Source organism: Streptomyces sp. NPDC017225 (assembly GCF_044331465.1).
GTDB lineage: Bacteria > Actinomycetota > Actinomycetes > Streptomycetales > Streptomycetaceae > Streptomyces.
Genome location: NZ_JBIRNE010000017.1, coordinates 26934 through 52469 on the forward strand (window position 1 = coordinate 26934; position 25536 = coordinate 52469).

Annotated in this window: 22 protein-coding genes and 1 pseudogene; 13 read left to right on the plus strand and 10 right to left on the minus strand. The window is 71.7% G+C overall.

Annotation, left to right across the window (positions count from 1 at the left end; translation table 11 throughout):
* Positions 1–190 precede the first annotated feature (190 nt).
* The 3 genes from ACH4NX_RS29465 to ACH4NX_RS29475 all read right to left on the minus strand — a co-directional run bounded on the left by ACH4NX_RS29465 (position 191) and on the right by ACH4NX_RS29475 (position 2896).
* The gene (locus ACH4NX_RS29465; RefSeq protein ID WP_351399941.1) at positions 191–754 is read right to left on the minus strand and encodes an NAD(P)H-dependent oxidoreductase; all 564 of its coding nucleotides are present in this window, start codon (positions 752–754) and stop codon (positions 191–193) included.
* A 151-nt stretch (positions 755–905) separates the two neighbouring features.
* Positions 906–1913 carry a Gfo/Idh/MocA family oxidoreductase gene (locus ACH4NX_RS29470; RefSeq protein ID WP_351399943.1) on the minus strand — a complete coding sequence of 336 codons (1008 nt, stop codon included), beginning with the start codon at positions 1911–1913 and terminating at the stop codon, positions 906–908.
* A complete protein-coding gene (locus tag ACH4NX_RS29475; protein WP_351399945.1) occupies positions 1910–2896 on the minus strand; it encodes a Gfo/Idh/MocA family oxidoreductase in 987 nt (328 codons plus the stop codon). The genes ACH4NX_RS29470 and ACH4NX_RS29475 overlap by 4 nt, the downstream gene beginning before the upstream one ends.
* Positions 2897–3872: 976 nt before the next feature.
* Between ACH4NX_RS29475 and ACH4NX_RS29480 the strand changes: the two genes are divergently transcribed.
* The 4 genes from ACH4NX_RS29480 (at position 3873) to tpg (ending at position 7775) form a co-directional block, all read left to right on the plus strand.
* A complete protein-coding gene (locus tag ACH4NX_RS29480; protein WP_279561530.1) occupies positions 3873–4325 on the plus strand; it encodes a MarR family transcriptional regulator in 453 nt (150 codons plus the stop codon).
* Positions 4322–4633: a replication initiation protein, RepL2 gene (locus ACH4NX_RS29485; RefSeq protein WP_279561529.1), complete on the plus strand. Its 312-nt coding sequence runs from the start codon at positions 4322–4324 to the stop codon at positions 4631–4633. Before ACH4NX_RS29480 ends, ACH4NX_RS29485 begins: the two co-directional genes overlap by 4 nt.
* 313 nt (positions 4634–4946) lie before the next feature.
* On the plus strand, positions 4947–7211 hold the full coding sequence (gene tap, locus ACH4NX_RS29490; RefSeq protein ID WP_398129134.1) for a telomere-associated protein Tap: 2265 nt from the start codon (positions 4947–4949) through the stop codon (positions 7209–7211).
* Positions 7212–7217: 6 nt separating this feature from the next.
* On the plus strand, positions 7218–7775 hold the full coding sequence (gene tpg / locus ACH4NX_RS29495) for a telomere-protecting terminal protein Tpg (RefSeq protein WP_351399949.1): 558 nt from the start codon (positions 7218–7220) through the stop codon (positions 7773–7775).
* Between the two features lie 72 nt (positions 7776–7847).
* Here the strand turns inward: tpg and ACH4NX_RS29500 are convergent.
* Positions 7848–7964 (minus strand): annotated as a pseudogene (locus tag ACH4NX_RS29500) (NmrA family NAD(P)-binding protein); the annotation flags it as partial.
* A gap of 66 nt (positions 7965–8030) precedes the next feature.
* Between ACH4NX_RS29500 and ACH4NX_RS29505 the strand changes: the two are divergent.
* Positions 8031–8165 (plus strand): hypothetical protein, encoded by a 135-nt coding sequence (locus ACH4NX_RS29505; protein WP_351399952.1) that lies wholly within the window; start codon positions 8031–8033, stop codon positions 8163–8165.
* 144 nt (positions 8166–8309) lie between these two features.
* Positions 8310–9251 (plus strand): hypothetical protein, encoded by a 942-nt coding sequence (locus tag ACH4NX_RS29510; RefSeq protein ID WP_351399953.1) that lies wholly within the window; start codon positions 8310–8312, stop codon positions 9249–9251.
* Between the two features lie 116 nt (positions 9252–9367).
* Here ACH4NX_RS29510 and ACH4NX_RS29515 read toward each other — a convergent pair whose 3' ends face one another.
* The 3 genes from ACH4NX_RS29515 to ACH4NX_RS29525 all read right to left on the minus strand — a co-directional run bounded on the left by ACH4NX_RS29515 (position 9368) and on the right by ACH4NX_RS29525 (position 12855).
* Positions 9368–10498 carry a ParB/RepB/Spo0J family partition protein gene (locus ACH4NX_RS29515; RefSeq protein WP_398129135.1) on the minus strand — a complete coding sequence of 377 codons (1131 nt, stop codon included), beginning with the start codon at positions 10496–10498 and terminating at the stop codon, positions 9368–9370.
* Positions 10495–11757 (minus strand): ParA family protein, encoded by a 1263-nt coding sequence (locus tag ACH4NX_RS29520; RefSeq protein WP_351399957.1) that lies wholly within the window; start codon positions 11755–11757, stop codon positions 10495–10497. Before ACH4NX_RS29520 ends, ACH4NX_RS29515 begins: the two co-directional genes overlap by 4 nt.
* A 288-nt stretch (positions 11758–12045) precedes the next feature.
* Entirely contained in the window at positions 12046–12855 is an 810-nt protein-coding gene (locus tag ACH4NX_RS29525) for a hypothetical protein (RefSeq protein ID WP_398129136.1), read from the minus strand.
* Between the two features lie 766 nt (positions 12856–13621).
* Here ACH4NX_RS29525 and ACH4NX_RS29530 point away from each other — a divergent pair.
* Genes ACH4NX_RS29530 through ACH4NX_RS29540 form a run of 3 tightly spaced genes read left to right on the plus strand, consistent with a single transcriptional unit; the run spans position 13622 to position 16538 of the window.
* Complete coding sequence (locus ACH4NX_RS29530) at positions 13622–14617, plus strand: bifunctional DNA primase/polymerase (RefSeq protein WP_398129137.1); 996 nt, start codon at positions 13622–13624, stop codon at positions 14615–14617.
* A complete protein-coding gene (locus ACH4NX_RS29535; protein WP_398129138.1) occupies positions 14614–16140 on the plus strand; it encodes a phage/plasmid primase, P4 family in 1527 nt (508 codons plus the stop codon). Before ACH4NX_RS29530 ends, ACH4NX_RS29535 begins: the two co-directional genes overlap by 4 nt.
* Positions 16137–16538 (plus strand): DUF6009 family protein, encoded by a 402-nt coding sequence (locus tag ACH4NX_RS29540; protein WP_279561518.1) that lies wholly within the window; start codon positions 16137–16139, stop codon positions 16536–16538. The genes ACH4NX_RS29535 and ACH4NX_RS29540 overlap by 4 nt, the downstream gene beginning before the upstream one ends.
* Before the next feature lie 64 nt (positions 16539–16602).
* Here ACH4NX_RS29540 and ACH4NX_RS29545 read toward each other — a convergent pair whose 3' ends face one another.
* The 3 genes from ACH4NX_RS29545 to ACH4NX_RS29555 all read right to left on the minus strand — a co-directional run bounded on the left by ACH4NX_RS29545 (position 16603) and on the right by ACH4NX_RS29555 (position 20754).
* The gene (locus tag ACH4NX_RS29545; protein WP_398129139.1) at positions 16603–18207 is read right to left on the minus strand and encodes an MBL fold metallo-hydrolase; all 1605 of its coding nucleotides are present in this window, start codon (positions 18205–18207) and stop codon (positions 16603–16605) included.
* A gap of 8 nt (positions 18208–18215) precedes the next feature.
* Complete coding sequence (locus ACH4NX_RS29550) at positions 18216–19547, minus strand: MFS transporter (RefSeq protein ID WP_351399967.1); 1332 nt, start codon at positions 19545–19547, stop codon at positions 18216–18218.
* A gap of 133 nt (positions 19548–19680) precedes the next feature.
* A complete protein-coding gene (locus tag ACH4NX_RS29555; protein ID WP_351399969.1) occupies positions 19681–20754 on the minus strand; it encodes a hypothetical protein in 1074 nt (357 codons plus the stop codon).
* 344 nt (positions 20755–21098) lie between these two features.
* Here ACH4NX_RS29555 and ACH4NX_RS29560 point away from each other — a divergent pair, with 344 nt between their 5' ends.
* From ACH4NX_RS29560 to ACH4NX_RS29575, 4 genes are read left to right on the plus strand one after another with little or no spacing between them, the layout of a single operon-like run.
* Complete coding sequence (locus ACH4NX_RS29560; RefSeq protein ID WP_351399972.1) at positions 21099–22967, plus strand: B12-binding domain-containing radical SAM protein; 1869 nt, start codon at positions 21099–21101, stop codon at positions 22965–22967.
* The gene (locus ACH4NX_RS29565; protein ID WP_351399974.1) at positions 22964–24550 is read left to right on the plus strand and encodes an amino acid adenylation domain-containing protein; all 1587 of its coding nucleotides are present in this window, start codon (positions 22964–22966) and stop codon (positions 24548–24550) included. Before ACH4NX_RS29560 ends, ACH4NX_RS29565 begins: the two co-directional genes overlap by 4 nt.
* Positions 24547–25275: a hypothetical protein gene (locus ACH4NX_RS29570; protein WP_351399976.1), complete on the plus strand. Its 729-nt coding sequence runs from the start codon at positions 24547–24549 to the stop codon at positions 25273–25275. The genes ACH4NX_RS29565 and ACH4NX_RS29570 overlap by 4 nt, the downstream gene beginning before the upstream one ends.
* Positions 25272–25469 carry a hypothetical protein gene (locus ACH4NX_RS29575; protein WP_351399978.1) on the plus strand — a complete coding sequence of 66 codons (198 nt, stop codon included), beginning with the start codon at positions 25272–25274 and terminating at the stop codon, positions 25467–25469. Before ACH4NX_RS29570 ends, ACH4NX_RS29575 begins: the two co-directional genes overlap by 4 nt.
* Positions 25470–25536 lie beyond the last annotated feature (67 nt).

Genomic DNA, 25536 nt, shown 5'->3' on the forward strand with positions numbered 1-25536 from the left:
CTATTAAACCCGCCCCCCCCCCCCCCCCCACCCGTCCCCCCCCCGGGGCCGCGCCCCCCCCAACCCCCCCCGGGGGGGCGGGGCCGCCCCCCCCCCCCCCCCCCCCCCCCCGCCGGTGTGGAGAGCGGTCGCCGCTCGTCGAGTGCTCGGGCCTGGCCCCGTCGGGCTCCCTGGCCCCGTCCGGGACGGTTCAGGCCTGGCGCAGCGGGGCGAGCGCGTCGGTCCAGGTGACCACCTCGGTGAGCAACTGCTGGAGAGCGACCTCGTGGCGCTCGGCCGGCGTGAAGGTCCGGAATCCTTCGAAGTCCGCCTGGAGCGACAGGTGAAGCTGGGTGCTCACCGCCGCCAGCTGAACCGCACCGGCGATGTGGCGCAGGTGGTCGACGGCGCGGGCGCCGCTGACGTTGCTGCCGTACCCGACGAATCCGGCGGCCTTGTTGTTCCACTCGTTGTAGACGAAGTCGATGGCGTTCTTCAGCGCGGCCGGGATCGACCGGTTGTACTCGGGCGTGACGAAGACGAACCCGTCCAGCTGGTCGATCTTGGCGGCCCAGGCGCGGGTGTGGTCGTGCTCGTAGTCGCCCATGCGGGGTGACCGCGGCTCGTCGAAGAGCGGGAGGGCGTAGTCGGCGATGTCGACCAGCTCGAAGTCCGCGTCCTCGCGGGCACTGGCCGTCTTCTGGATCCATTCCGCGATCTGCGGCCCGACGCGGCCGGGACGGGTGGTACCGAGGATGATGCCGATGGTGGTCACGCGTGTCTCCCTGGTGCAAGGTCAGTAGCGAGGTTCGAAAGCAAGGGTCATCAGAGTGCCCGACGACGGCGCACCCACGGCGGGAACCGGCCATACCGTCTGCCCCTCCGAAGACCCGAAGGTCCGGTGGCCCGAAGGCCCGGTGGCCCGGTCAGGGCAGTACGGTCTGCGGCACAGCCACCTCGACGGGCCGGCCGGTACGTACCGACTCACGCGCCGCCCGGATGACGCGCAGCGTGCGCAGGGCCGCCGCTCCGTCCGGGCCCGCCCCACTCCCCCGGCGGGACGCGGCGACGAACTCGCCGAGCATGACCGCGTACGGATCGTCCCCGCGCGTCTCCCACCGTTCGCGGGACGTACCGGAGTCGAAACCGCCGAGCAGCCGCGGGGAGGCGCTGAACTCCACGCTCGCCCGGTCGCCGATGAAGGTCATGACCGGGCCGCCCGCGGACGGTCCGGTCTCCTGCGAACCCCAACTGCAGTCGATGGAGGCGACGGTACCGTCCGCGTAGCGCACCGTGACCAGGGCCGCGCTCTCCATGCCGGGCTCCGCGCCGAGGATGCTGTTCGACTGGGCGTAGACCTGCTCGGCGTCGATGCCGCCGAGCGCCGCGTCCACCATGTCGAGCAGCGGGGGCCCGTTGGTGCCGAGAGCCCCACTTCGCGCCTCCTGCGCGCCGGACGGACGCGGCCTGTTGTACGCCCCGTGGATCGTCGTGAGGCGGCCGAGGACCTCGCCCTCGGTCAGCTCCCGGCGTACGGCGGTGAACGCGGGGCCGAAGCAGACCGGCGAGGCGATGCTCAGACGCACCCCCGCGTCCTCGCAGACCCGCACCATGGCCTCGGCGTCCGCCTCGTCGGTGGCGGGCGGAATCTCGCACAGCACGTGGGCCCCGGCCCCGGCGGCCCGCTCGACCAGTCCTCGGCGAAGGCCCGCCTCGCTGGTGACGACCACGGCATCGGGGCGCAGCCCGAACAGCGCGTCCCAGTCGGCCGCGCAGGTGGCACCGAGCCGGTGTGCCGTGGCCCTCCCCCGCGCCGGATCGTCCGGTGAGCCCTCGGGGTCCGCGACGAGCAGGTCCACGTCCGGCATGTCATGCAGCAGCCGGGCGTACGTCGCGGCCCGCTCGTGGGCGAACGACAACACGGCGACCTTCATGCGGCAGCCCCCTTCACGGGCAGTTCGACGGCGCGTCCGGTCCAGGCGGAGCGTGCCGCGGCCTGGGTGATGCGGACGGCGGCCAGTGCGTCGTGGGCTCCCAGCCGCGGCTGGGAGCCACCCCTCAACGCCTGGGCGAATTCTCGGATCTCGCAGGTGAACGGTGATTCCCCGTAGTAGCCGAAGGTCCCGGCGGGGCCACCGGACACCTGGATCTCCTGGGGCCACTCGGAGTCGTGGACGATGGTCCCTCCCGTGCCCGAGACGTGGAAGGTGACACGGATGGGCGGCTGCGGCGTCGGCGTCCAGCGGCTCACCACCTGGCTCAGCGCGCCGCCGGCGTGGGTGAGCACGACCGTGCCGACCGCGGCGGTGCCCTCGGGCGCGGGTGCGGCGATCTCCCCCTGGTAGAGGGCATGCACGCGTACGACGTCTCCGAAGAGCCAGTAGGCGATGTCCACGCCGTGCAGCAGCTGATCGGTCAGGATGCCGCCCGACTCCGCCGAGGCATGACCGCTCCAGGGACGCGGGTGGTACCCCGCCACGGTGAACCGGGCCACCGTGCCCGTGCCCAGACGTCCCTCGGCCACCAGCTCGTGGAGCCGGGCATAGGCGGGCGCGAAACGGATGTCGTGCGCCGGATAGACGGGCACACCGGCCTTCTCTGCCGCGTCGACGATCTCCTCGGCTTCGGCGACGTCGGCGGCGAGCGGCTTCTCGCACACCACGGCCACGCCTCTGGCGATGGCGGCCAGGGCGATCTCCCGGTGGGTGTCCGTGGGCGAGCAGATGTCCACGGCATCCGCTCCGTCCAGAGCTTCCTCCAGGGAGTCCACTGCCTTCACGCCGAACTCGTCGGCCAGTTCCGCGGCACGCCCGTCCAGGGAGTGGACCCGCACGGACACCCCGGCGGCGATCCACGCCTCCAAGTGCATCCGGGCTATCAGTCCCGCGCCGATCAGTGCCGTCTCCAGCTGTCGCACGGCGTCCCCCGCTCCTCTTCACGGTATCCGTCGCCGCCGACATCCCATGGGTCCGCAGCCTGATCAGTCTCGCCCGCTGCCCCAGCGGCGGCCATCACCAACGTGAGTAGTCCCAACCGGTCCGGCGGTCCGGTGCGGCCGTCCGGTGCGGCCGTCCGGTGCGGTGGTCCGGTCCGGTGGTCCGGTCCCCGGCGGGCTGGACGGCGGTCTGGACGGCGGGCCGCTCGGGCGCACCGCGGGCCCGCCGGGGTACGGCCACTGCGATGGGGCGTGGCCGGGACCGGCGGTGGTTGCTGGAGGCACACGCGCGCCTGGCCTTCGAAGCGCGGGTGTCGTCGTGGCTGACTTTCGGTGGTGCGGGTTCAGGACCGGCGGAGAGGAACTCGAGTCCGGGTAGAGCAGTGTCGGCACGTCCGTGCAGTGCCGTCACCGGTGACCGCCGGACGCCGACAGCCGGGTTCGCTCCCGTGCGGCGGGGTCGGCGCGACCGCTGCGCGGCAGCACGAAAGGCCCTTGCCCGGGTGCGGGGAAGGCCACTGCGCGAGAACGTGTACCCACCTTTGCCAAGGGGAGAGAGTCCCCCGCCCATCTGGCCTCTGACCTGCACATACACCCGGTCCGACCCAGATCGGCAGAACTGCCAGGCAGTTCCGTCAGCAGTAGAGGCAGATCGACGGGTCTTGGTACCCGGTCCGAGCGATCGTGGTACCCGGTTCAGAGGAACCGCCACCACGTCCACAGGAACCGGGTACCACGATCCTGGGAACGCCCTAGATTGACCTCACGTACATGTCTGCCAGGTCGGCGGCCCGCCGTCACAGGCCCACGGGGAGGGACAGGCGGTACTGTCGGCCGGCAAGGAACACGGCCCACGAGCGCGGTTGATTGACTTCCTGATCATGTACGTTAGGTTCATTTGGTCGGCCTCAGGGCCGTCTGCCGCGAACACCGTCAAAGCCCACGCGTGGAGGGCCCTTTGGGAGCAGTACGCAGGCTGGTCGACGCCGACACCGGCGAGCCGGTCCCTTACGCGCCGTACGCCTTCTCGGGCAGGCACACCCAGGTCGACAAGGCACGAGTCGAGGCGATCACCGAGTCCAAGGCGTTCACACCGAGCCAGAAGTTCCTGGTGCTGTGGTGGATCGGCGTGTCCCCCGAGGGGATGGAGCCGCTGAGGGCCACCGGAGCGGACATCGGCAAACGTGTGGGAATGTCCACGGACGCGGTGGGAAAGATCAACAGAAAGCTGGTCAAGCACCGCATCCTGGTCGTGCGGGGGCGCATCGGTAACTACAAGCTTTACCGCATCAGCCCTTACATTGCTTTCCACGGGACAGGGCTGGAGCAGCGTGAAGCGGTGAAGGCGTGCAACCCGCCGGACATCCCCGGTTTCGACAAGAAGACCCCCTCGCGGTGGGAGGCCCAGTGACCAGCGACGACAAGCAGAAAAACCTGGACCTGCTGAAGGCCACGGTCGGCATGACCGCCAACCAGCGTCTCGTCGTGATGTTGTACGCCCTGCACCCCACCGACCGGTCCGGTGCCATCCTGGAAACCGCCGCCAACCTCGCGAAACTGGTAGGCATGGCGCCTCCGGTGTTCTCCCGCACCCGCAAGCAGGTCATCGAGGCCGGCTGGTTGGAGGAGACGGAGAAGATCGGCCACATCCGGTACTACCGGCTCGACCCCAAGCACCTGGGCGAGAACGTCGTCGTCCCGCTGCGTCGCGCGACCTGACGCGCACGCGAACCGACACGTCCTGAGCGCCGTACCTCATTGACGTCACGTCAATGAGGTACGGCGCTCAGGACGTCCTTGATGACTCCTGAGGCAGTGTCACCGCGGGGCGTCCCGTTGCCGCTGTTCGGCATGAGGGGGGCCGACCAGCCGTGCCGCCGCCGATGACGGTCACGCGTAGACATCAGCACCGGGGCAGCATGCTTTCCGTACGCGACAGGTACGCGACACATGCGTGACAAGTACGCGCCGCGTACGCGAGATGTACGCTGTTGGTGTCACCTCGCGGTAGCCTGACGCCCAGGAGGTGCCCATGTCGGAGTTGTTCGACGCGATCGACGCCCTGGTCGCGTCCCGCGCCCCGCTGCCGCCGCCGGAGGAGCGCAAGCGGCTGCGGAAGGCCCACGGCCTGACCGTGGACGAGGTGGCCCAGGCGCTGCGGGTCCGCCGCGCCACGGCGAGCGGCTGGGAGTCCGGCAAGACGGAGCCGCGGCCACCGGAGCGCGACGCCTACGCCCGGTTGCTCGGCAAGCTCGCGGAGCTCTATCCCACCGACTCCACCGGCACCACGCCCGCGGTGCCCCCGCAGGAGCCGCCGACGCCCCGGCCCCCCTCCTCTCCCGCCACCGCCGCCGCACCGACCGCACAGGCGCCACAAGCACCCGCCCCCGTGCGGCCCGAATCCCCGGCCGAGCCCGCCTCCCGGAACACTCGCCCCCACCCGGCCCCGACGGAGACCCCGGTCGCCCCGGTGACGGCACCGCGTCCGGCACGAGCCGGCGGGCCGCCGCCGACGCGCAGGCGCTCGGCCCCGGCCTCGACCCCTACCTCGGCCGCTGCGACCGATGGCGACGCGCGCTTCGAGAACGGCCCGCTCGCCGTCCTCGACGTCGTGGACGGCGATGTTCTCGCGCACTGTGCGGGCGGTCTCATCCTGGACGTACCGGCCAAGTCCCTGCCCGCCCTGGTCGACTGGACGCTCAAGGAGGCCCGGCTCGGGCAGCCGAGGCTGTCCGGACCGGGCAAGGACGCCGACCCGCTGCTCGTGCTCAGCGAGGCCGCGTGCCGGCGCTACGGCCTGCCCGTCCAGCTCACCGACGAGGAGCGGCTGTCCGGACGGCTGCCGGAGAACCACAAGGTCGTCAGGCAGCTGACGCGCGCCGAGTGGAAGCTCACCCGGCGCGGATTCGGCCCCTGGGCCCGGATCTACCGCCCGGCGCAGGGCTCGGCGCGCAACTGCGTGCAGCTGTGCGTCCCGTCGTGGGGCGCGCTCGACACCCGGCACTGGGCGGACGCCGCCCGGCTCCACCCGGCGGACCTCGCCCGGCTCCTGGGCACCTACGCGGCCCGGGTGATGACGCCACGCGGATCGACCGCGGTGACCGGCCTGGAGCTGATGACCGCCCTGCACCCGCCCACCCGCGCCTCCGCACCGGACGAGACGGGCCGCAGGCACAGCGAGCCCAACCCCGGTTCCCTCGGGCAGGACCCGGTCGACTGCGCCCCCTGCGAGGCCCCGGACGGCCACCCGCTCCTCGCGGACCTGCCGCGCTTCCACCGCCGTACCCCCGCGGAGGTCCTGCGGGAGGAGGCGTACGACTGGGCGCGTCCGCTCACGGACGAGGAGTGCACCCGGCGCCACCTGGTCGGCATCGACGTCAACATGGCCTTCGCCGCGGGCGCGAACGGGCTGGTCGTCGGCCTGGGAGCGCCCACGCACGTCAGGCGGCCGGACTTCGACCCGAAGCTGCCCGGTTCCTGGCTCGTCGATCTCTCCCATGTCGACCTGTCACGCGTGAAGCTCGGCAAGGAGTGGGCGGATCTGGACAGTGACCTGCTGCCCAGCCCGTTCACCCCGACCGGCGAACGGCCCGAGGGCCCGGCCTGGTACGCCACGCCCACCGTCGCCTACGCGATGGAGCTGGGTTACGACGTACGTCCGGCCGAGGCGTACGTCCGGTACGACAACGGCCGCTACCTGGACGCCTGGTACAACCGGCTGCGCGACGCGTACGTGACGACGATGGGCGACCTCGGAGTGCCGGGCACGGCGAGCCCGGAGGAGTTCCTCGCGGCGATGGACGGCTACCGGGACCGCGACCCCGGCATGGCGATCGTGGTGTCCGCGATCAAGGCCACGGTGAAGGGCGGCATCGGCAAACTGCGCGAGCGTCCGCGAGGCGAGGGCTGGAAGCCCGGTCAGCCGTGGCAAGCCCTGTCCCGGCCGACGTGGCGGCCGGACATCCGCGCCGCCATCATCTCCCGCACCCGGATCAACATGCACCGCAAGGTGCTCAAGCACGCGTCGTTCACCGGCCGTTACCCGGTCGCCATCCTCTCCGACTGCGCCGTCTACGCGGCCGACGGGCCCTCCCCGCTCGACTTCCTGCCGTACCGGGAGGGCAAGCCGCTGCCGGGCGGATGGCGGCTGGGCGTCTCGCCCGGGATGGTCAAGCACGAGGGCACCCAGTCGGTGCTGTGGGGTGAGGGCGTACGTGAGCGGTTCGACGCCCCGGAGCTCAATCTCGCCCGGTACATCAAGACCGGTGAGGTCACCAACGAGGACGACGGGGAGTAGGCACTGATGGCCCAGTTCGGGGACGGCCTGGAAAAGGCGGTGCAGCGTTCCTTCACCCGCCCGATCCCGAAGTCGGCCGGTGCGCGGATGCGGTACCTGGTACGGCAGCTCAAAGGCACGCGGGCCGCCGCCGAGCTGCTCGGCGTGTCCCAGCGAACCGTCGAGCGGTACCTGAAGGACCAGATCAGGAAGCCCCGTCCGCAGCTCGCCGCACGCCTGGAGACGGAGGTACGCAGGCGCTGGCAGCCGCAGATCCGGGCCAGGGCGCGGCAGCGGGCGGCGACCACCGACGGCATCGTCATCGACACCCGCGCCCGGATCGGTTACGCAGCCCCGATCGGCTCGACCGACGACTCCCGTCTGCGCCAGCTGACCGTCGCCCTCCCCCCGCAGTACGCCGCCCGGCTCTTCGACGCCCAGCAGCAGGGCGCCGACGACGGGCGCCTTCGGGAGATCACCGCTGAGGCGCTGAAGGACGTGTACTTCCAGGACGGCGGCCGCCGCGCCGGCACTCTTGAACAGGTCCGCTTCACCGACGTGGAACACGTCGACTTCGAGCTGTAGGCGGGCCGCCCCGTTGTTCCACTCGTGTCCGGCTCCCCACTTCGGCATGCCCGCGTCGAGGGCCTCTTCCGTGATCACCTGGGCAGGCTTCGACCAGGGATCGCGTACGAGCGCACGTACGGGCACCCCGGCGGCCAGAAGTGCGCGAGCCGTGGCCCCGCCTTGCCGGCCGGTGGCGCCGGTGACCAGGACGTAAGCTGCCTCGGCCGACCCTTTCCGAGTGCACCAGGCCCGCGTTGCTGCACCGTGCTCGTCATGGCGGCCCTCACCACGGTGCTCGCCATCGTGCTGGTGCCCAAGCGCTCCGCCTCGAAGGAATCACCGATGACAGTTCCGCGCCCGGAATCGGCGTCCCCTGCCGCGCGCACTGATGCGGCCAAGCGGGGCTGAGCCGGCCACAGCCAGGAAACCGATCGGGGAGACCGGCGTACGCGGTGCCGTGTGGTCAGCGGCGGCGCACGCGGCAGTCGACGGCCGCTGGAGAACGGTTGGAGGCCGATGGCCCGCGCCGCCGGTCTCCGGTTCACTGGGCCGATGGCGCACATGGACACGACCGGAAGGACCACGACGGCAGGGCAGTCCCTCCCGTCGGCCGGAGGGGAAACGCCCGCCTGGTACGCCGCTCACCCCGGCGTCCAGCCGTACGACCCGGGCCAGGCGGAACGTCTCCTGCGCTCCACACCACCAGCCGCGGCCTGCTCGGACCTCTTCCGGGCCGCCCGCGTCCTGTTGCACGACGGGCATCCGCTCCGGGTCGCGGTCGGGTGCGACGACCTGCTGAGCCGTGCCGGGACCTCCGCCTGGTCGGCGGCGTTCCGCGCACTGCGCTCGGAGGCCCTTCTCCACCTCGGAGACCTCGAAGCCGCCGAGCACCAAGCCACCGCCGCACGGGACACGGCCGGCCACCATCTGGCCACGCTCGGCCCCTGGTGCACCGCGCTCCTGGCGGAATCGCTCATCGAGCAGGGGCGCCACGAGGAGGCAGCCGCACATCTCGGCGGGCCCTCGGCCGGAAACAGTCTGTGCGGACTGCCCGCGCTGCGGGCCCGCGGCCGGCTTCTCCTGGCTCTGCACCGCCCCCACGACGCCCTCGCCGCCTTCACCCGTGCCGCCAGGACGGCACGGCGGCACGGCACCGGGCTACTCCCCCACCTTCCGTGGCGCAGCGACATCGCCGAGGCCCTCCTCCAGCTCGGCCGGACGGACCGGGCTCACGCACTGCTCACGGAGGAACTCTCCTCCCTGGCCGCCGGCCCCCGCGAACGCGGCGTCGCACTGCGCCTCTTGTCCGCCACCGAGGAACCCGGACAGCGTCTGCCCACCCTCTCGCGTGCCGCCACCGAACTGCGCCGCTCGGACGACCGCGTCGAACTCGCCCGCGTTCTGCGCGACTTCGCCCACACTCTCGACACCCTCGGCGAACTCAGCACCGCGGACGTCTTCCGCCGCCGTGCCGCCGGTCTGTCGGCGGCTTAGACCAGAGCGCGCCCACCCGGCGCACAAGGCGTCCCGGCCGTCGCAGTGCCGAAACGGCGGAAGCCCGCCTGAACGGCGGGCTTCCGTACGGGGCACGGCGAGGAGGGTCTCCCTCGCTACTCCGCGCGGGCGGTCGACTGCTCCACGAAGGAGCGCGCCAGCTCTTCCAGGCGAGCCGGGTCCCGGTTCAGCGCCTTGGAGTTGAGGAAGTGCAGCAGGGCGAAGAAGACGTCGTCCTTCTCGATCTTCGTGTCCAGAAGCATCGCGAGGGCGCCCGGCTCGTCGTACGGCACCCTGCGAACCTGCTGCCCCTCGCCGGTGCCGTGCGAGCCGGTGTCGCGTGCGGGCTTGTCCGTGCGCGGTTCCGGCACCGCCTGCGGGGCAGGCCGTTCGTCGGCGCTCTGGCCGCGAGCGGCCGGAGCCTTCGTGTCGGCGGCTTCTATTACGTCGTAATAGCCTTCGGTCTTCTTCCCGCCGTCCTCGTGCTCGGAGCCGCTCTCCTGCGCCTGCGTCCTCCGGTTGCGTTCCTTCCTCTCGTCCTCCTTGCGGGCACGCTCCGCCTTGAGCGCCTGAAGCGCCGTTCGCTGTTCTTCGGCCGGCTTGTTGCCCACGGCCCGGAGCAGGTCGATGGGCTCTTCACTGATCCGGGCCTGGAGTTCGGGGGTGAGGTTGAGGAGGGCGAGCCGTTGGGAGACCCAGCCCTGCGAGCGGTGGAGCCGCTTGGCCAGCGCGGTCTGGCTGCCGTGAATCTTCAGGAGCCGTTGAAGGGCGCGGGCCTCGTCCAGTTCTTCGAGGTCCTGACGGTGGATGTTGGCGACGAGAGCGGATTCGAGGAGTTCCTCGGAGGTGGTGCCCTGGTCGTCGCTGACCATGACGTTGAGGGTGGTGAGGCCTGCTTCGCGAGCTGCCGCGAGTCGGCTGCTGCCGTCGATCACGACGTGGGTGGTGTCGTGTTCGAGGTCGGGCTCGCGCTCCGGGTTGGCCTTGACGTAGGCGTCACGGTTCATGACCGTGATCGCCTGCTTCTGGCCGTGCGTCTTGAGGCTTCCCGCCAGGTCGGTGAGGTCACCGAGGCTGGAGCGTGGGTTGTCGGGGTTGAGGCTGATGCGGTGCGGGGGGAGCGCGGTCGGCGGGGCGACGCCGTCGGTGGGCACCCCGGTGGCGGCGGCGACGGCCTGACGTCGGGCGCTGAGCGGGCGCGCTCCCCCGCCGAACCGGCCGGCACCCAGCTGGTCGGCCTTGCTCATGCGATCTCCCTGGCCAGCGCGCGCATGCCGATCGCCTGCTGGGACTTGGGGGCGTACGACAGCAGTGGCTGCTTCACCCGGACGGCTTCCTTCTGTTCCTTGAGGTCTCCGATGAGTCCGACCACGCGGGGGTCCTTTATGTCGACCCACCCCTGCAGTGAGGAGGTGGCGATGTAACCACGCCGGGAGTCGTAGAGATTGACGACGATGCCGAGGTAGTCGACGTCGATCTGGAGGTCACCGCGAAGGTCGTCGATCTGCGTGGTGAGCAGGTCGTAGGCGTCGGCGGAGCTGTCCTCGGCCTGGACGACGATGAGGGCACCGGACTGGCCGGGCCTCTCACCGTCGCGGCGGCGGCCGTAGTAGGAGGCGGCGTCCATGCTGAGGCCGAGGCTGGGCGGGCAGTCGACGACGATGACGTCGTAATCGGTCTCCAGCGGGGCCAGAGCCCGCTCGAGCGCTGCCTCGCGGGCACGCACGGCGGACAGCCGTACGTCGAGAAGGAAGGCGTCGTTGCAGGCGGGCAGGAGGTGGAGCCGGCCGTCGAAGGTGTTGTCGTCGATGGAGACGATGAGGTCCCGCAGATCGCCCTTGGGGTCGCCCGCCATGTGGTTGGTGAGACTGTCACCGTTCATGGGCAGCGGGCTCGCGCCGAGTTGGTTGGTGAGGTGGCACTGCGGGTCGAAGTCGACCAGCAGGACACGGAGTCCGAGGCCGGGGAGGTTCTCGACGTCGAGCGGGTCGCTGCTCGGCTGCTCCTCGGACTCGGTGTCGCTGGCGCGGAGCGCCTTGGCGAGTGCCTTGGCGATCTGAACGGCGTGCAGTGCGTTGGGGTCCTCCGCGAGGGCCTCACCGAGTCCGGCGGTGATGGCGGTCTTGCCGACACCGCCCTTCTGGTTGCAGACGATGACGCGTCGGGTGATCTCGGGGCGGTCGACGTCGGGGGCGGGGTTGGAGTCGAGCCACAGTTGCACGGACTGGGCGAGACCCTGGATCAGGGAGACACGACGGTCGGCGACGACGTGGCGGAACTCCTCCCACTGGCCCGGCGGCAGGAAGGTGGAGAAGGAGTCTGCGCCCGCGGTGTCGACGGACGCCGTCGTGGACGCCAGACCGCACCAGTCCCTGATGCCCTGTTCAACGGCGACCTGGATCTCGATGCCGTGCTGTGCCGCTCTGATCTTGAGGTTCTGCCGGAGCCATCCCGGCAGCTTGGAGACGACCTTTTCGCGGTCGCTGGAGGTGGCTGGAGAACTCATGGGGGACACCTTACTAACGCCCATGATCCTTTGTGACACCGACACGTTAGGAAGCAGGGCTTGTTGCGTCCAGCGTCGGCTATTACGCCGTAATAGCCGACGTAGGGGAGCAGGCGTCAGGAGGGCCCCTGAGAACCGTGCCAGGGCGTCCTGGGTTCGCAGACGGCACCGTCCGGCATGGTTGGGTCGCCTGCCGCCTGAACCATGGGGCCGCTGACCGACCGATGCCTCCGGCTGGTTATTACGCCGTAATAGCCGGCACCCCACGGGGAGGCGCAGGCAGGTGGATCACTCCGCCAGTGCTGACGCGACCGCCGCACAAGCAGCGTCAGCCTCGTCCGTCCGCGCCGACGGCCGACCCGTCCGGTGCTCCAGTCTGCGCAGGGCGCGCAGCGTCGCACTCAAGTACCGGCTGAGACCGAGCATCTGTGTGGGCGTGCCGCAGTGGGGGAGGACTTCCGCGACTTCGCCGAGCCAGTACTCGGCGTCCTCGTCCAGGACGAGCGCGTCCTGGTGGTCCAGGAGACGCCGCGCGGCCCGAGCGAGGAGGCTGTGCCGTTGCCGGGCGTCGGCCTGGGCACGCTCCTCGGCAGCCCTGTGTGCCGCGATACGGCGCTCGGTCTGCCGGACCGCTTCGGGCGTGCGCCGCACCTGTCCGGTGCCCGGGACCGCGCCGGTCAGGGAGAGGGCTTGGAGTCTCCTGGCCTTGTTGTACGCGGCGCTCGGTGCGCCGACCGCCAGCGGGGGAGCGAGTTCCCGCCATTCGGCGCCGGCGGCGCGAGCGCCGGCGATGGCGGTGCTCTGGTGGAGACGCACGCGTTCGCCGAGGAACTCCCAGAGCAGTACGCGCGTCAGAGCGGCCGCCTTCTGTCGCTCCGGTGCCAGGCTCCGGAGGGAGTTGGCGTGCTTCTCCGCGTAGACCAGCGCCCCGTAGATCTCGTCGTCCGCCGGCATGCGCTCGATGTCGGGGTCCCCCGCCTTCTCATGGAGTCCGCGCAGTTCACCGACGAGTGCGCCGGCATCCAGCGGTCCGACGTTCCTGTGCTGCCTGACCAGGGGTTTCGCCGGGTCGGGGGACCTTTTCCTACGAGATGCCATGAAGAAAGCATGCCCCTTCCCGGTCCGGTTCACAGAGTGTGAACCGCAGTGTCGGGAAAGGCGCGTACAACACCATCCTCAGTTCCCAACGGCCTGCTGGAACCGGCGGAGGCGAAGGCGAACTCGGTGAGGTAGCAAGCCTGCCCTGCCACAGCGCTGATCCGCTGCCGGTTGAGTCGCTGTGTGTCTCTCGGTCGCTCCGGTCGCTTCGGTAGCTCCGGTCGCTGACCCTGCCAGAGCTCTGAGACTGAAGACCAGCTACTCAGCGACTGTTCAGTCGCTCCCTTCAGTTACTGCAAAAGCGCAGGTCAGACGGGGTGTGTCGTCGAAACAGCGACTGAAGCGACTCAAGGTCCGGGTATATGAGGACATTCGTGTGTGCGTGCGTGCGTCATATATAGAAGGCTTCAGTCGCTTCAGTCGCTATTTGATCACTGAAACGTCATCTGACCTGCGGTTTCTCAAAACGACTCTGCCAGCGACCGAAAGCCCCTCGGTCGCTGGGCTTCCCACCTCGGTCGCTGCCGGGCCTCCGGCTGGCCTCACCGACACGGCGTCACAGGACTTTTCCCCAGGCTCCATGACCTCACCGGCCGCGTTCGCTAGTCTGTGTCCATCGTTGAGTCGCTTCAGTCGCTGATGGGGGAGAGAGATGCCTGCTGAGCTGCGCTTTTCTCGCAGCGACTCACGACGGCCCGCCCTTGAGCCTTCGGTCGCTGAGCTCTCCCTCGCCACTGCCCGGTGGTGTGCCCGCCGAGGCTGGCCGGTGCACCCCCTCGCCGCAGGCCGCAAGACGCCCGTGGCGAACTGCAGCGACTGTCGCGCGCAGCCGCACCCGCCCACCGACTGCCCCTGCATTCCCGCGGGTCGCTGGTGCCACGGTTTCCACTCCGCCACCCTCGATCAGGACCGCATCCAGCAATGGTGGGGCAGCAACCCCAAGTTCGGCATCGGCGTTTCCTGCGGTCGGGCCGGCCTGGTCGTCCTCGACATCGACGCACACCCCGTCCAGCCGCCCACCCGGGACCGGATCCTGCCCGGCATCCCCATCGCCGACCACATCGACCTCACCGGACTGGCCAACGGCTTCCACACCCTCGCCGTCCTGGCCGCTCTGCGAGGCAGGCCCAGCCCCGCAGAGGACGAGTCCACGCTGCGCGTGCGCACCCCGTCCGGAGGGCTCCACGTCTGGTACCGGGTCGGCGACGGCCGCCGCTGGCAGTCCTCCGTCGGCTCCAGCTCCGGCCGAGCGCTGGCCTGGCAGGTCGACATCCGAGCCCACGGCAGCTACATCATCGCCCCCGGCACCGCCACCCGGCACGGCGTCTACACCCCCCTCGGCGACGTCCGCGAGCCGGCGGCCCTCCCGCTGTGGCTCGCTCAGGAACTCGAACGCACCGGTCATCTGCCCGCGCCGAACATCCCCGCGCCCAGACCGGTCCCGCCCCGGGCCCGGCAGGCCGTCCTCGCCGCGGGAGGCGGACGGGAGCAGCACGTCCTCGCAGCCGTCCTGGCCCCGGTCGAGGACTGCGCACAGGTCCCCGAGGGCGCGGGCTTCTCGGACACGCTCAACCGCGCCGCGTACACCCTCGGCGGGCTCGTGGCGGCGGGCCGCCTGCTCCGAGAGGAAGCCGAACAAGCTCTGCGGCACACCGCGGTCGCCGTCCGCCCCGGCCAGGAGCGCCGCATCGGGCAGATCATCCGCAGCGGCCTCACCGCAGGCCTCAACCGTCCACTCCACGACAACGGGAGGCGCCAGTGACGTCCCCCCGGCCCGAGACGCTCTTCGAGTTCAACCCCGAAGCCGTCGCCGCGCAGATCCGCGCGCAGGGCACCACGGCCGTGCCCCGTCCCGCCCAGGCCGAAGCCCCCCAGGCCCCGGTGGGCGAGGCGACAGCCGACGGACTGCTGCCCGACACGCTGTCCGACCGCGGCAACGCGAAGCTCTTCGTCAGGCTCTACGCCAACGACTACCGGCACGTCCCCGGCATCGGCTGGTACCGGTGGGACACCACCCGCTGGCAGATGGACGAGGACGACACCGTCCTGTGGGCCGCCGGTGACCTCGCCGAGAGCATCGCCACCCATGACCCCCGGGGCACCTTCACCACCACCGCCCTGCAGAGCCACCGCCGCCGCGCCCTGTCGACCACGGGCATCAACGCCATGCTCACCCAGGCCAGGTCGGCGCCCGGCATGGTGCTCAACGCGGCCCGCCTCGACGCCGACCCGTACGCCCTGTGCACGCCGGACGGCATCGTCGACCTGCGCACCGGACTGCTGAAGTCGCCCGATCCCAACAAGGACTTCCACTCCCGCTCCACCGCCGTGGGCCCGCTGCACAACGCAACCCCCCGCTGGGAGAGGTTCCTGACCGACACCTTCGGCGACGACGCCGAAGGGCGGGTGATGATCGACTACCTGCAACTCCTGCTCGGGTACTCCGTCACCGGCGACGTCGGCGGCCAGATCCTGCCGTTCCTGTTCGGCTCGGGCAAGAACGGCAAGTCCGTCCTCCTGGACGTGCTGATGAAACTCCTCGGCGACTACGCCGACGCGGCCCCGCCGGGATTCCTGATGGCGCGACCCTACGAGGGGCACCCCACGGACCTGGCCGAGCTGCACGGCCGCCGGGTCATCGTCTGCTCCGAGGTCAAGCCCGGTGACAAGTTCGACGAGGCCCGCGTCAAGCTGCTGACCGGCGGCGACCGGATCAAGGCCCGCCGGATGCGGCAGGACTTCTTCAGTTTCGCGCCCACTCACAAGCTGTGGCTGCTGGGCAACCACCGCCCGGAGGTCGGCACCGGTGGCTTCGCCTTCTGGCGCCGGATGCGTCTGATCCCCTTCGAACGCGTCGTCCCCGACCACCGGAAGATCGACAACCTCGCCGACATCCTGGTCACCGAGGAGGGCCCCGGCATCCTGGGCTGGCTCATCGACGGCGCGCGCCGCTACCTCGCGGGCGATCGCGACCTCACCGGCCCCGAACGCGTACGCATCGCCACCACCGCGTACGCGGAGACCGAGGACCACACCGGCCGCTTCTACGAAGAGAGCTGTGTGCTCGGCCCCGACCTTCGCGCGGAACAGACGGCGCTCTACGCCGCCTACAAGACCTGGTGCCACAATGAAGGGGCACCGGTCATGTCCTCAAGGGCGTTCGCGGCCCGGACCCGGGAACTCGTGGGACTGGCCTCGCCCAAGGAGATGATCCTTTCCAACCAGCGCAAGCACTATCCAGGCATCGGCCTGCTCACGGACCAGGAAAGGGCTGCAGGCGCATGAGCTCCCTGATCACCGAGGACGAGATCAGTCACGAGAGCCAGCTGGTCTGGCTGGAGGACATCGACAACCTCGACTACGTTCGCCAAAGCCTGGACCGACTGCCCACCCGGAAGGGCAAGCCCGCCTATCACCGTGACGGGCGCATGGTCGGCTACGCGCTCCTCGGGCCCACGGCCAAGGCGTCCCGGGCCTCCGGCACGTTCCGCCGGCGGGTCTTCTGGCTCCTGCCCCACGACCGCGACAGCCAGCCCGGTGGTCTCTACGCCAAGAGCGCTCCCGCCGAGGCCGTCGACCCGCGCACGCTGGACGCCCGGGTCAAGGGCTACAAGACCGAGCGCTCCGAAGGCGGGCCGCCCTCCAGCGCCATGCAGCAACTGGGCATAACGCTGCCGCTGTGAAACGCCGGGTGGGCCCCGGCGACCGCCGGGGCCCACCCGGCGTCTCACACGCCCGGGACCGGTCTCAGGGACGCGCGGGCCAGGTCCGCTCGGCCTCCACGTACAGCAGTTCCGCGGCGATGCCCGACTCCCGGCAGCGCCGCTCGAGCAGACCCGTCTGCCGGATCTGCTCGGAGTCCGGGTCGTAGGAGGAGCCCGTCAGATGCCGGACCCACGGCTCCAGGCCCAGCGCGTACATGTACACCTCGCTCGCTCCGAAACGGCGCACCAGGCGTTCCGCCATGTCGGCGTCGCAGCCCTTCAGCCGTCGCGCCTTGTCGTGCTCCCGTTTCGTGGGCCGCTCCAGGAGCGGCCCGTACAACCACGACATGGGCGCGCCCACGCACTCCAGGCCGATGAACACCGTGTCCACGGGGCCGGTGGTCTCCCGCACCCGGCGGTAGACCTCGGGCTCGGTGTCGACGGCGTCCGTGGCGAAGAGCACGCGCCGGCCGCCGATCTCCACCAGCGGTACCGCCTTGGCCCGGATGTCCAGGTCACCGTGCTCGCCGAGGAACGGCAGCATCGTGACCTTCGCGTTCTCCCCGACCGCGATGGAGTCGAGCTCGCCCAGTTCCACGACCGAGCGGAAGCCGAGCGACTCCAGGAGCAGCTTCGGGCTCGGGTCCTCCAGGGAGCCGCCGCCCGCCCGCGGTACCACGACCGTGTCCACGCGGTGGCGCAGCTGCAGCAGGGCCTCCACCGACACGTGGTCGCAGTGCAGGTGGCTGAGCACCACCGCGTCCAGCCGCTCGGGCAGGTCGGCGAAGGTGAAGTGGTCGTGGCCGTCACCGGCGTAGTGCGGAAGGGGGTCGAGCAGCACAGACGCCGACGGCGTCTGCAGGAGGACCGTGGCATGACCGAAGTACCGCATCCGTACGGTTCCGTCGGCCACCGGGGCGGCCGGAGCGGGTGCCCGGTCGGTGAACAGCGCCGCGAACGCGTCCGCCGCACCCTGGTCCGGGTCCGTCCCCAGCAGGCGCTCGGCGAGCTCGACCGGGTCGGCAGGCACCCGCGCGGCGGCGTACAGGTCGTCCAGCCTCGGGTCGTCGAACGGCACGGGCAGATCGACCCGGTCCGGGCGGGCGAGGACGGGGCTGCCGAAGGTGAACGGCTGGTCCATGTCGGGCCGGGGGAGCAGACACACGGACTGTCCCGCCCGCCAGGCCTCGGCCGCCCGGTAGGCGAGGGCCTCGAAGAAGCGCAGCCGGGGCCGGTCGGCCGTGTCGTACACCAGCTCGACCAGGCCGCGCAGTCCCTCGGGCACCTGGGGATACAGGGATTCCATCGGGCGGCCGTCGGCCTGCTCGGCGATCAGCGCCTGTGCCGCCCGGACGTCCTCCGCCAGCCGCAGCAGGCCGACGGCGTCGCGTTCCGTGCGGGTCAGCAGTTCCTCGACGTCCTCGGACGTGCCGCCGTACGGGGACAGGAAGGGACCGCCGTAGCGCGCGGGGTTGGCCAGCGCGGAGGCGTGCACCTGCGGTGACCGCAGATAGCTGCGCATCGTCGGGAGATAGCGGTAGTTCAGGTTGAGAGCCGCCGTCTGCGGTGGCACCAGATGGCACCACGCGTACCAGCGGTGCAGCAGCGGCTGCGGCACCGCGGACGGGCTCAGGTACTGCTTGACCACGCCGCTCATCATCTGGCTCCCAGTTTCTTCTCGTCTTCGCTCGGCACCGCGGCGGCCGGGGCGACCGGGGCGGGTTCGGCGCCGGACGGCACGCCCACGCCGTCGCTCGGCCCGGGGGAGGGCGTGCCGGCGGGCGCGGCCGCGTTCCGGGCCGCCAGCACGCCCGGCGCGCACAGCGCCAGCGTCAGGAAGATGCCGGCGCCGGCCACGACGAAGGCGAGCCGGGGATGCGTGTCGGGGCTGAGGAACCCGCCGCCCAGATAGCCCAGAGTGCTGCCGAGGAACGCGGCCGACGACACGGTGCCGCCGACCCGGCCGAGCACCTCCACCGGCACCGCCCGCTGCAGCAGCGTCTCCTCGCCGACGTTGGCGATGCCGTTGCCCAGGCCGGCGATCACCTGCATGGCGACGGCCACGTACAGCACGGGCGCCGCCGCCGTCAGCAGCAGGCCGAGTCCGGTGAAGAACCAGCCGAACAGGAAGACCCAGACGGGAGAGCGGTGTTCGGCTGCCCGTACGAGCCACAGCGAGGAGGCGACCATGGCCACACCGAACGAGGCGGACAGCACACCGAATCCGAACTCGCCCGTCTCCAGCGAGCGCTCGGCGAGGAACACCAGTGCCAGGTTGTCGAGCGAGCCGAAGAACACCCCGAGCAGCAGCAACATCACGATCGCCCGGGCCACCCGGTTGCCGCGTACGTGCCGCAGTCCCTCGGCGGTGTCGGAGAACAGCCCCTTCATGCCGCCGCGGCCGCCGGCGCCGAGCCCCGGCAGTGGGGGGACCCGGGTCAGCAGCGCCGCGGAGACCAGGAACGTCGCCGCGTTCAGGAGCAGGGCGCCGCGGGGCCCGACCCAGGCGCTCAGCAGGCCGCCGAGTACAGGCCCCAGCGCGGCCTGCAGGTTGAAGGCGGTGCCGAGCCAGGCGTTGGCCGGCATCAGGTCCGCCTCGTCCACCAGCCGCGGTACGACCGTGCGCCCCGCGGCGGAGAACACCGTCGAGGCGGACGCCGCCACCAGCACCAGGGCCACCAGGGCCACCAGCCCCGGCCGGATCAGGATGATGGCCGCGAACACGGCGGCCTGGACCAGCTCCGCCACGATGAGCAGTCGGCGCACGTTCACCCGGTCGGCCAGGGCACCGGCCAGAGGGCCGAAGAATCGCGGCACGGACTCGGCGAGGAGGATGAGCGACACCCCGGTCCCGGCGTTGGCCTCGCGGCTGACCAGCAGCACGAGGGCGATCATCGCCGCGCCGTCGCCCACGAGCGACACGGCGCGTGCCAGCCAGAACCGGCGGAACGCCGTGTGGCGCCGGATCAGATTGCGTTCGGTTGACAAGTCCAGGGGTCCTTTCGGGAACCGGGGTGGGGGGGGGAAGGCGCGGTCGGCCACAAGGCGCGGTCGGCCACAAGGCAGTCGCCCGGGAGGAGACTCAGACGGCAGGGAGGAGCCTCGGACGGCCGCGGGCGACTCAGCCGGCCGCGCGGCTGTACCGACCCGCTCGCAGTCCGGCTCCCAGGCGCGGATCGGCGGTGAGGTCCAGCCGCCTCAGCGGCAGGTCGCGGGCGTGCGGATCCGTGATCGCGCGCAGGGATTCGCCGTGCGCCGCGCGCCTGTTGTCCAGGACGAACAGTTCGCCGGCCCCGACCGGGACCTGGACCAGCCGTCGTCGTACGGCCTCGGTCAGGGCCGCCAGGGCCTTCGCAGCCTCCTGGTCGCCGTCGCGCGCACGCGTGGACGCCGGGTCGGCGCGCAGCCATGGAGCGGCTTCGTCGCCCTCCAGCAGGGCCACGCACCGCGGGTGCCCGGTCCCGGCGAGGGAAGCGGCGGACCGCGTGTCGTCGAAGCTCCGCGGTGGCGTGTCCGCCTCGGTGCGGCCCGTGCCGGTCACGTCCGCCAGGACGTGGAAGCGCCCTTCGAACAGCACCCGGCGAGTCGCGGAGGCCAGTGCGAGGTCGTCGACCGGGGTGAAGGCCGCGGTGCCCCGGGCGTCGTCGCGCAGGCCCAGCAGCATCGTCCAGTCCGCGCGCAGCGCGGGGGAGTGGCCCTCGGGGCGGGGGCCCGCGGTGGCGCCCGGACCGCAGTCCTCGCCGTCGCCGCCGGTCAAGGGGCACGGGCCGGGGGACGGCCGGACGGCCGGCCGGCCGGGAAGGGCCAGGGGCTCCCCGAGCAACGACCCGGCCAGCAGCAGCAGGGCCGCCGGGTGGTCCGTGCCGTGCCGTCCGGTGGGCCGCTCGTTCGGCACGGAGGCGGGCACTCCCTCGCCGAGCGGCAGACCGCCGATCAGGAAGCCCGCGTGGGGCAGGGTTCCGAGCCTGTGGTCGGTCAGCACGCGGCGCAGCGGACGGGGCAGTTCGTGGGCCATCAACGAGGCCAGCCTCAGCGCGCGTTCGGCACTCAGCGAGACGCTGGCCCGCACGTACTCGCGGGCCAGCGCGGCCACCGCGCGACCGTCACGGGGCAGCAGTTCGAAACGGGGCGGTGCCGCCGCGGCGGTCCCGTCCGCGGACGTTCCGGTGGGTACGGGTGGTGCCAACGTCTGCATGGAGGCTCCTCCGGTGACGGTAGGGGAGGCGGCCGGTGCGCGCGGTACCGCCGTGCGGCCCGGTACCCCGCGGCTCCGGCGGACCGGAGCCTTCGGCCATGGCATGCCGACTCCGGCGGACTGCCACGTGTCGGGGCCCCGCTGGTCTCCCACCTTTGCACGGGGGCCCTCAAGGACCGCTCAAGAACCCTTGGGGGCGCCACCGGTCACCGGGCCGCCGCCGGGCCGGGGCCCGCCACCGGCTCGAGGGCGGCTCCAGCCGGAATGCACGGCGCGCTGCTGCCATGACGTCATCCGAACGACGCCGCTCCCGGGTGCCGGGGGCCGACACGAGGTGGTGACGTATGACGGCGATGACCCAGACGAAGCGCCGCATCTACATGTCGGTCTTCAGCAGGTCCGCGTACCTGCCGGTGGTCTGGGGAGCGCTGCGCGCCTACGCCGAGACCCAGCCGGACGTCAGTGCCGCCTACTCCTTCGAGGAGCCGTTCTTCCTGCCGGAGCAGGTTGCCGACCCGGCCGGCCGGATGGAGGATCCCGCGGTCTTCGCCATGTCCTGCTACCTGTGGAACTTCAACAAGAACATGGCGGCCTGCCGGGCGGTCAAGGAACGCCACCCGAACGTGGTCACCGTCGTCGGCGGCCCGCACGTCCCGGACGACGCCACCGCCTTCCTCGCCGAGCACCCCTACGTCGACTTCGCCATCCACAAGGAGGGCGAGGCGCCGTTCGCCGGGCTGCTGCGGGCGCTGCTGGACGACGAGCCCGACTTCACCGCCGTGCCCTCGCTGAGCTGGCGCGACCGGGACGGCACGGTACGGCGCAATCCGCTGGGCGGCCAACTGCCGCGCGACATCGACGTCCCGAGCCCTTGGCTGAGCGGCATCATGGACGCCTCGTTCGACGCGGCCCGCGCCGCCGGCCACCTGCCGACCGTGCTGTGGGAGACCAACCGCGGCTGCCCCTACAGCTGCACCTTCTGCGACTGGGGTTCCAACACCCTGTCCAAGGTGCGCAAGTTCGACGAGGACCGGCTGCACGACGAGATCGACTACTTCGCGCGGCAGGAGGTCGCGGCGGTCCTGTGCTGCGACGCCAACTTCGGCATCCTGCCGCGCGACGTCGCTCTCGCCGACCACCTCGTACGCAACCACGAACAAGGCGGCTACCCGGGCAAGTTCGTCACCAGCTACGCCAAGAACGCCAGTGAGCGCATCGTGCAGATCAGCTCCAAGTTCGTGAAGGCCGGCATGTCCAACGGCGCCATCCTCGCCATGCAGACGGGCACCGCGGACGTCCTGGACCAGATCAAACGGTCCAACATGCCCGCGAAGAACTACGAGAAGCTCGCCACCCGCTTCAAGGAGGAGGGCGTCGAGGCGTACACCGAGGTCATCCTCGGACTGCCGCACGAGACGCCCGAGACCTTCGCCCGCGGCCTGTGCCGGATCCTGGAGATGGGCGTCCAGGACGACATCATGATCTACGAGTGCTGCCTGCTGCCCAACTCGGAGATGGGCAGCGCCGCACACCGCGAGCAGTACGGTCTGAAGACCATCACCCGCACCTACCTGCCCGACGACGTCGAGCAGGTCGAGGTCCTCGTCGAGCACAGCAGGATGACCCGCGGCGACTGGGTGGACATGTACACCTTCGGCGCGGTACTGCAGTCGATGCACAACCGCGGCCTGACCCGGCAGCTGGCCGTCTACCTGCACACCGAGGGCCTGCTGCGGTACGAGGACTTCTACCGCTCGCTCGCCGACGCGGCGACCGGCGACTCCACCACCGTGCTCGGCGAGGCCGTCGAGCGCGCCCGCACGCTGCTGTGGGACTACCTGGAGAACCCGTCCGTCCCCAACGAGGGCAAGGTCGCCTCCCAGCCGGACATGATGGCGCGCCTGAACGAGTGGGTGCCGGGCAAGGAGTCCTGGCTGATCTACGAGTGGTGCTGGGCGTACGTCCAGAACGAGATCGACCGGTTCTACCGGGAACTGCGAGCCCACCTGGAGTCCCTGGACGTCAAGGTCGACGAGCGGCTGGAGGAACTGCTGCGCTACCAGCAGGCCCGGGTGTTCCAGGTCGCCGACACCGGTACCCGGGTGGAGCTGTTCGGCCACGACTGGACGGCGTACTTCGCCGACCCGTCGGCCGGGCTGAAGCCCGGTGTGCACATCGCCCGGTTCGAGGCGCCCGCGACGAGGATGCGATGAGCGCGGCACAGCGGCTGCTCGATCTCGCCGAGCGCCGTCCCGGCCGGGTGGCGGTCGAACCGGCGGGCGCGCCGGAGCGCTCCCTCACCTACGGAGAACTCGCCGCGCGGGCCCGTGGCCTCGCCGCCCGGCTCACCCACCGCGGAGCCCGCCCCGGCGACGCCGTCGCCCTGATCGCCGCCGGCGCACCGGAGTTCGTCACCGCCCTGGTCGCCCTCGAAGCCGCCGGTCTCGTCTGCTGCCCGCTCGACGACACCCAGCCTCCCGAGCGGATGCGCCGCGCCATGCGAGTGGCCGGTGCCCGGCTCGCCGTGGTGGCGTCCGCCCGGCACGAGGCGCTGTGGACCGCCGAACTGGGTGACGCGGCCGTCACGGTCCCGGAGCCCGGCGACGAGCCGGGGGAGCCCGCGGCCGCCGACGGCGCGTGGCCCCGCCCCGTGTGGCCGGCTCGCGACGAGGACGCCGCCTACATCCTGTTCACCTCCGGATCCACCGGCACGCCCAAGGGCGTCCGGGTCGCACACGGCGCCTTCGCACGGCACTGCGACGCCGCCCGCGAGGCCTACGGGCTCGACGAGGACTCCGTGGTCCTGCAGTTCGCGTCACCCGGCTTCGACGTCGCCCTGGAGGAGATCTGGCCGACACTGCTGTGCGGAGGCAGAGTGGTCCTGCGCGACGGAGGGCTGTGGTCGCTCACCGAACTGCTGGACGTCACCCGCCGCCACGGCATCACCATGTGGCAACTGCCCACCGCCTACTGGACCCTGCTGGCCGCCGAGGCCGAGCTCAGCCCGGACCTCGTACCGCCCCCCTCGCTGGCCTGCGTGCTGACCGGCGGAGAAGCGGCCGCCCCGGCCACCGCCCGCCGCTGGCTCGCCTCGCCCCTGGGCGCGGTGCGACTGCTCAACGCCTACGGGCCGACCGAGGGAGTGGTCACCTCCACGCTGTACGAGGTGCCGCGCGACACCACCGCGCTGCCGGCGGGCGAGGCCCTGCCCATCGGCCGGGCCATCGGCGGGCGACGCGCCTTTCCCGCCGACGAGCGACTGCGCCCCCTGCCCGCGGGCCGCACCGGCGAACTCGTCGTCACCGGACCCTGCCTGGCCGACGGCTACGTGGGAGACCCCGACACCACCGCGCGTGCCTTCACCCGGCTGCCCGACGGTACGCGGGCCTTTCGCACCGGTGATCTGGTGACCGAGGGCGCCGACGGACTGCTCGAGTACCACGGGCGGCGCGACCGCCAGGTCAAGATCTCCGGGATCCGGGTCGAGCCCGGCGAGGTGGAGGCCGCGCTCGCCGAGTGCGCCGGTGTCACCGCCGCCGCCGTCACCGTGGCCGGCGAAGGGGACCGGCGGCGGCTCGTGGCCCATGTGGTGATGTCCCCGGCGTTCGCCGACCCGCTCCCGGACGCGGGCGCGCTGCGTGCCGAGCTCACCACCCGGCTGCCCGCGGCCCTGGTGCCCGCACGCGTGGAGTTCCACGAGCGGCTGCCCCGTACCGCCAACGACAAGATCGACCATTTCGCCCTGGCCGCGAGCGCGCTGCCGGGAACCCCAGTGACGGCGAGGAGTGAGGTGTGACCGCGACGACCACGACGGCCGCGACGACGGCCGCGGCACCCGGGGGCCGGCCCGGCCCCGACCACCAGGCGGACGTCGTACGGGAGTTCGCCCGCACCCTGGCCGACGACGGGCGCGCCCGCGCGGCCGGCCTGCTGACCGCCTTCGCGGACGCCCTCGCCACCGTGGCGGCCGACCCGCTGCGTCCCGTCACCGTCCCCGGCTGGTTCGCCGTGGAACGCGACACCGACGCCGACGAGGAGGACTCTCCCGACGAGGGCGACGACCTCGTCGTCGCCCTCGACCCGGAAGGGCTGCTGCCGCTGTACGAGGAGCTGTGCCGCATTCCCGACGCCGAGCGGCTGCGGGCCGCGGTGGTCCTGCTGCTCAACATCAGCGTGCGGCTCCAGCAGATCACCGGCGGAGCGGAGGCGTCCGCCCAGCTGATGCAGACCGCGGCGCAGCTGTCACCGGTGCTCGAGGCCGTGACCGGCGGTGCGCCGCCGCTCGTCGGACGGGCCGCTCTGCAGCTGACGCAGGACGGTGACCGGCTGGTACTGACAAAGCCGCACGCCGGATGGCTCGCCGCCGAACTGGACGGCCTGCCCGGACCGGAACGCCGCCGGGCCGCCCTAGGCCTGGTCGCGCTCGCCGAGCAGCTGGGGGACAAGCCGCAGACCCAGGACGCAGGGCGCGCCGTACTGGCCGTCGCCCTCGCACCGGCCACGGAGGGAGACCTCACATGATCACCAGCCAGACACTGGGCACCACCCTCTACCCGGTCAGCCTGGGCGGCGAACTGGTCGAGACGGCCGTGGAGATCGCCCGCGGTGCCGCCGCCCGTCTCGCCGGCGGTCCCGACCGGGAGCTGCTGAGGTCCCTCGGCGCCGACGCCGCCGCTCTCGACCGCCTCCTGCCCCAGCCCGCGTCACCCCTGTGACGCCGCCCGCCGACGGCCCGTACCAGCGCCGACGGCCCCCGCGGGCACCCGGCGAAGCGACGGGTGC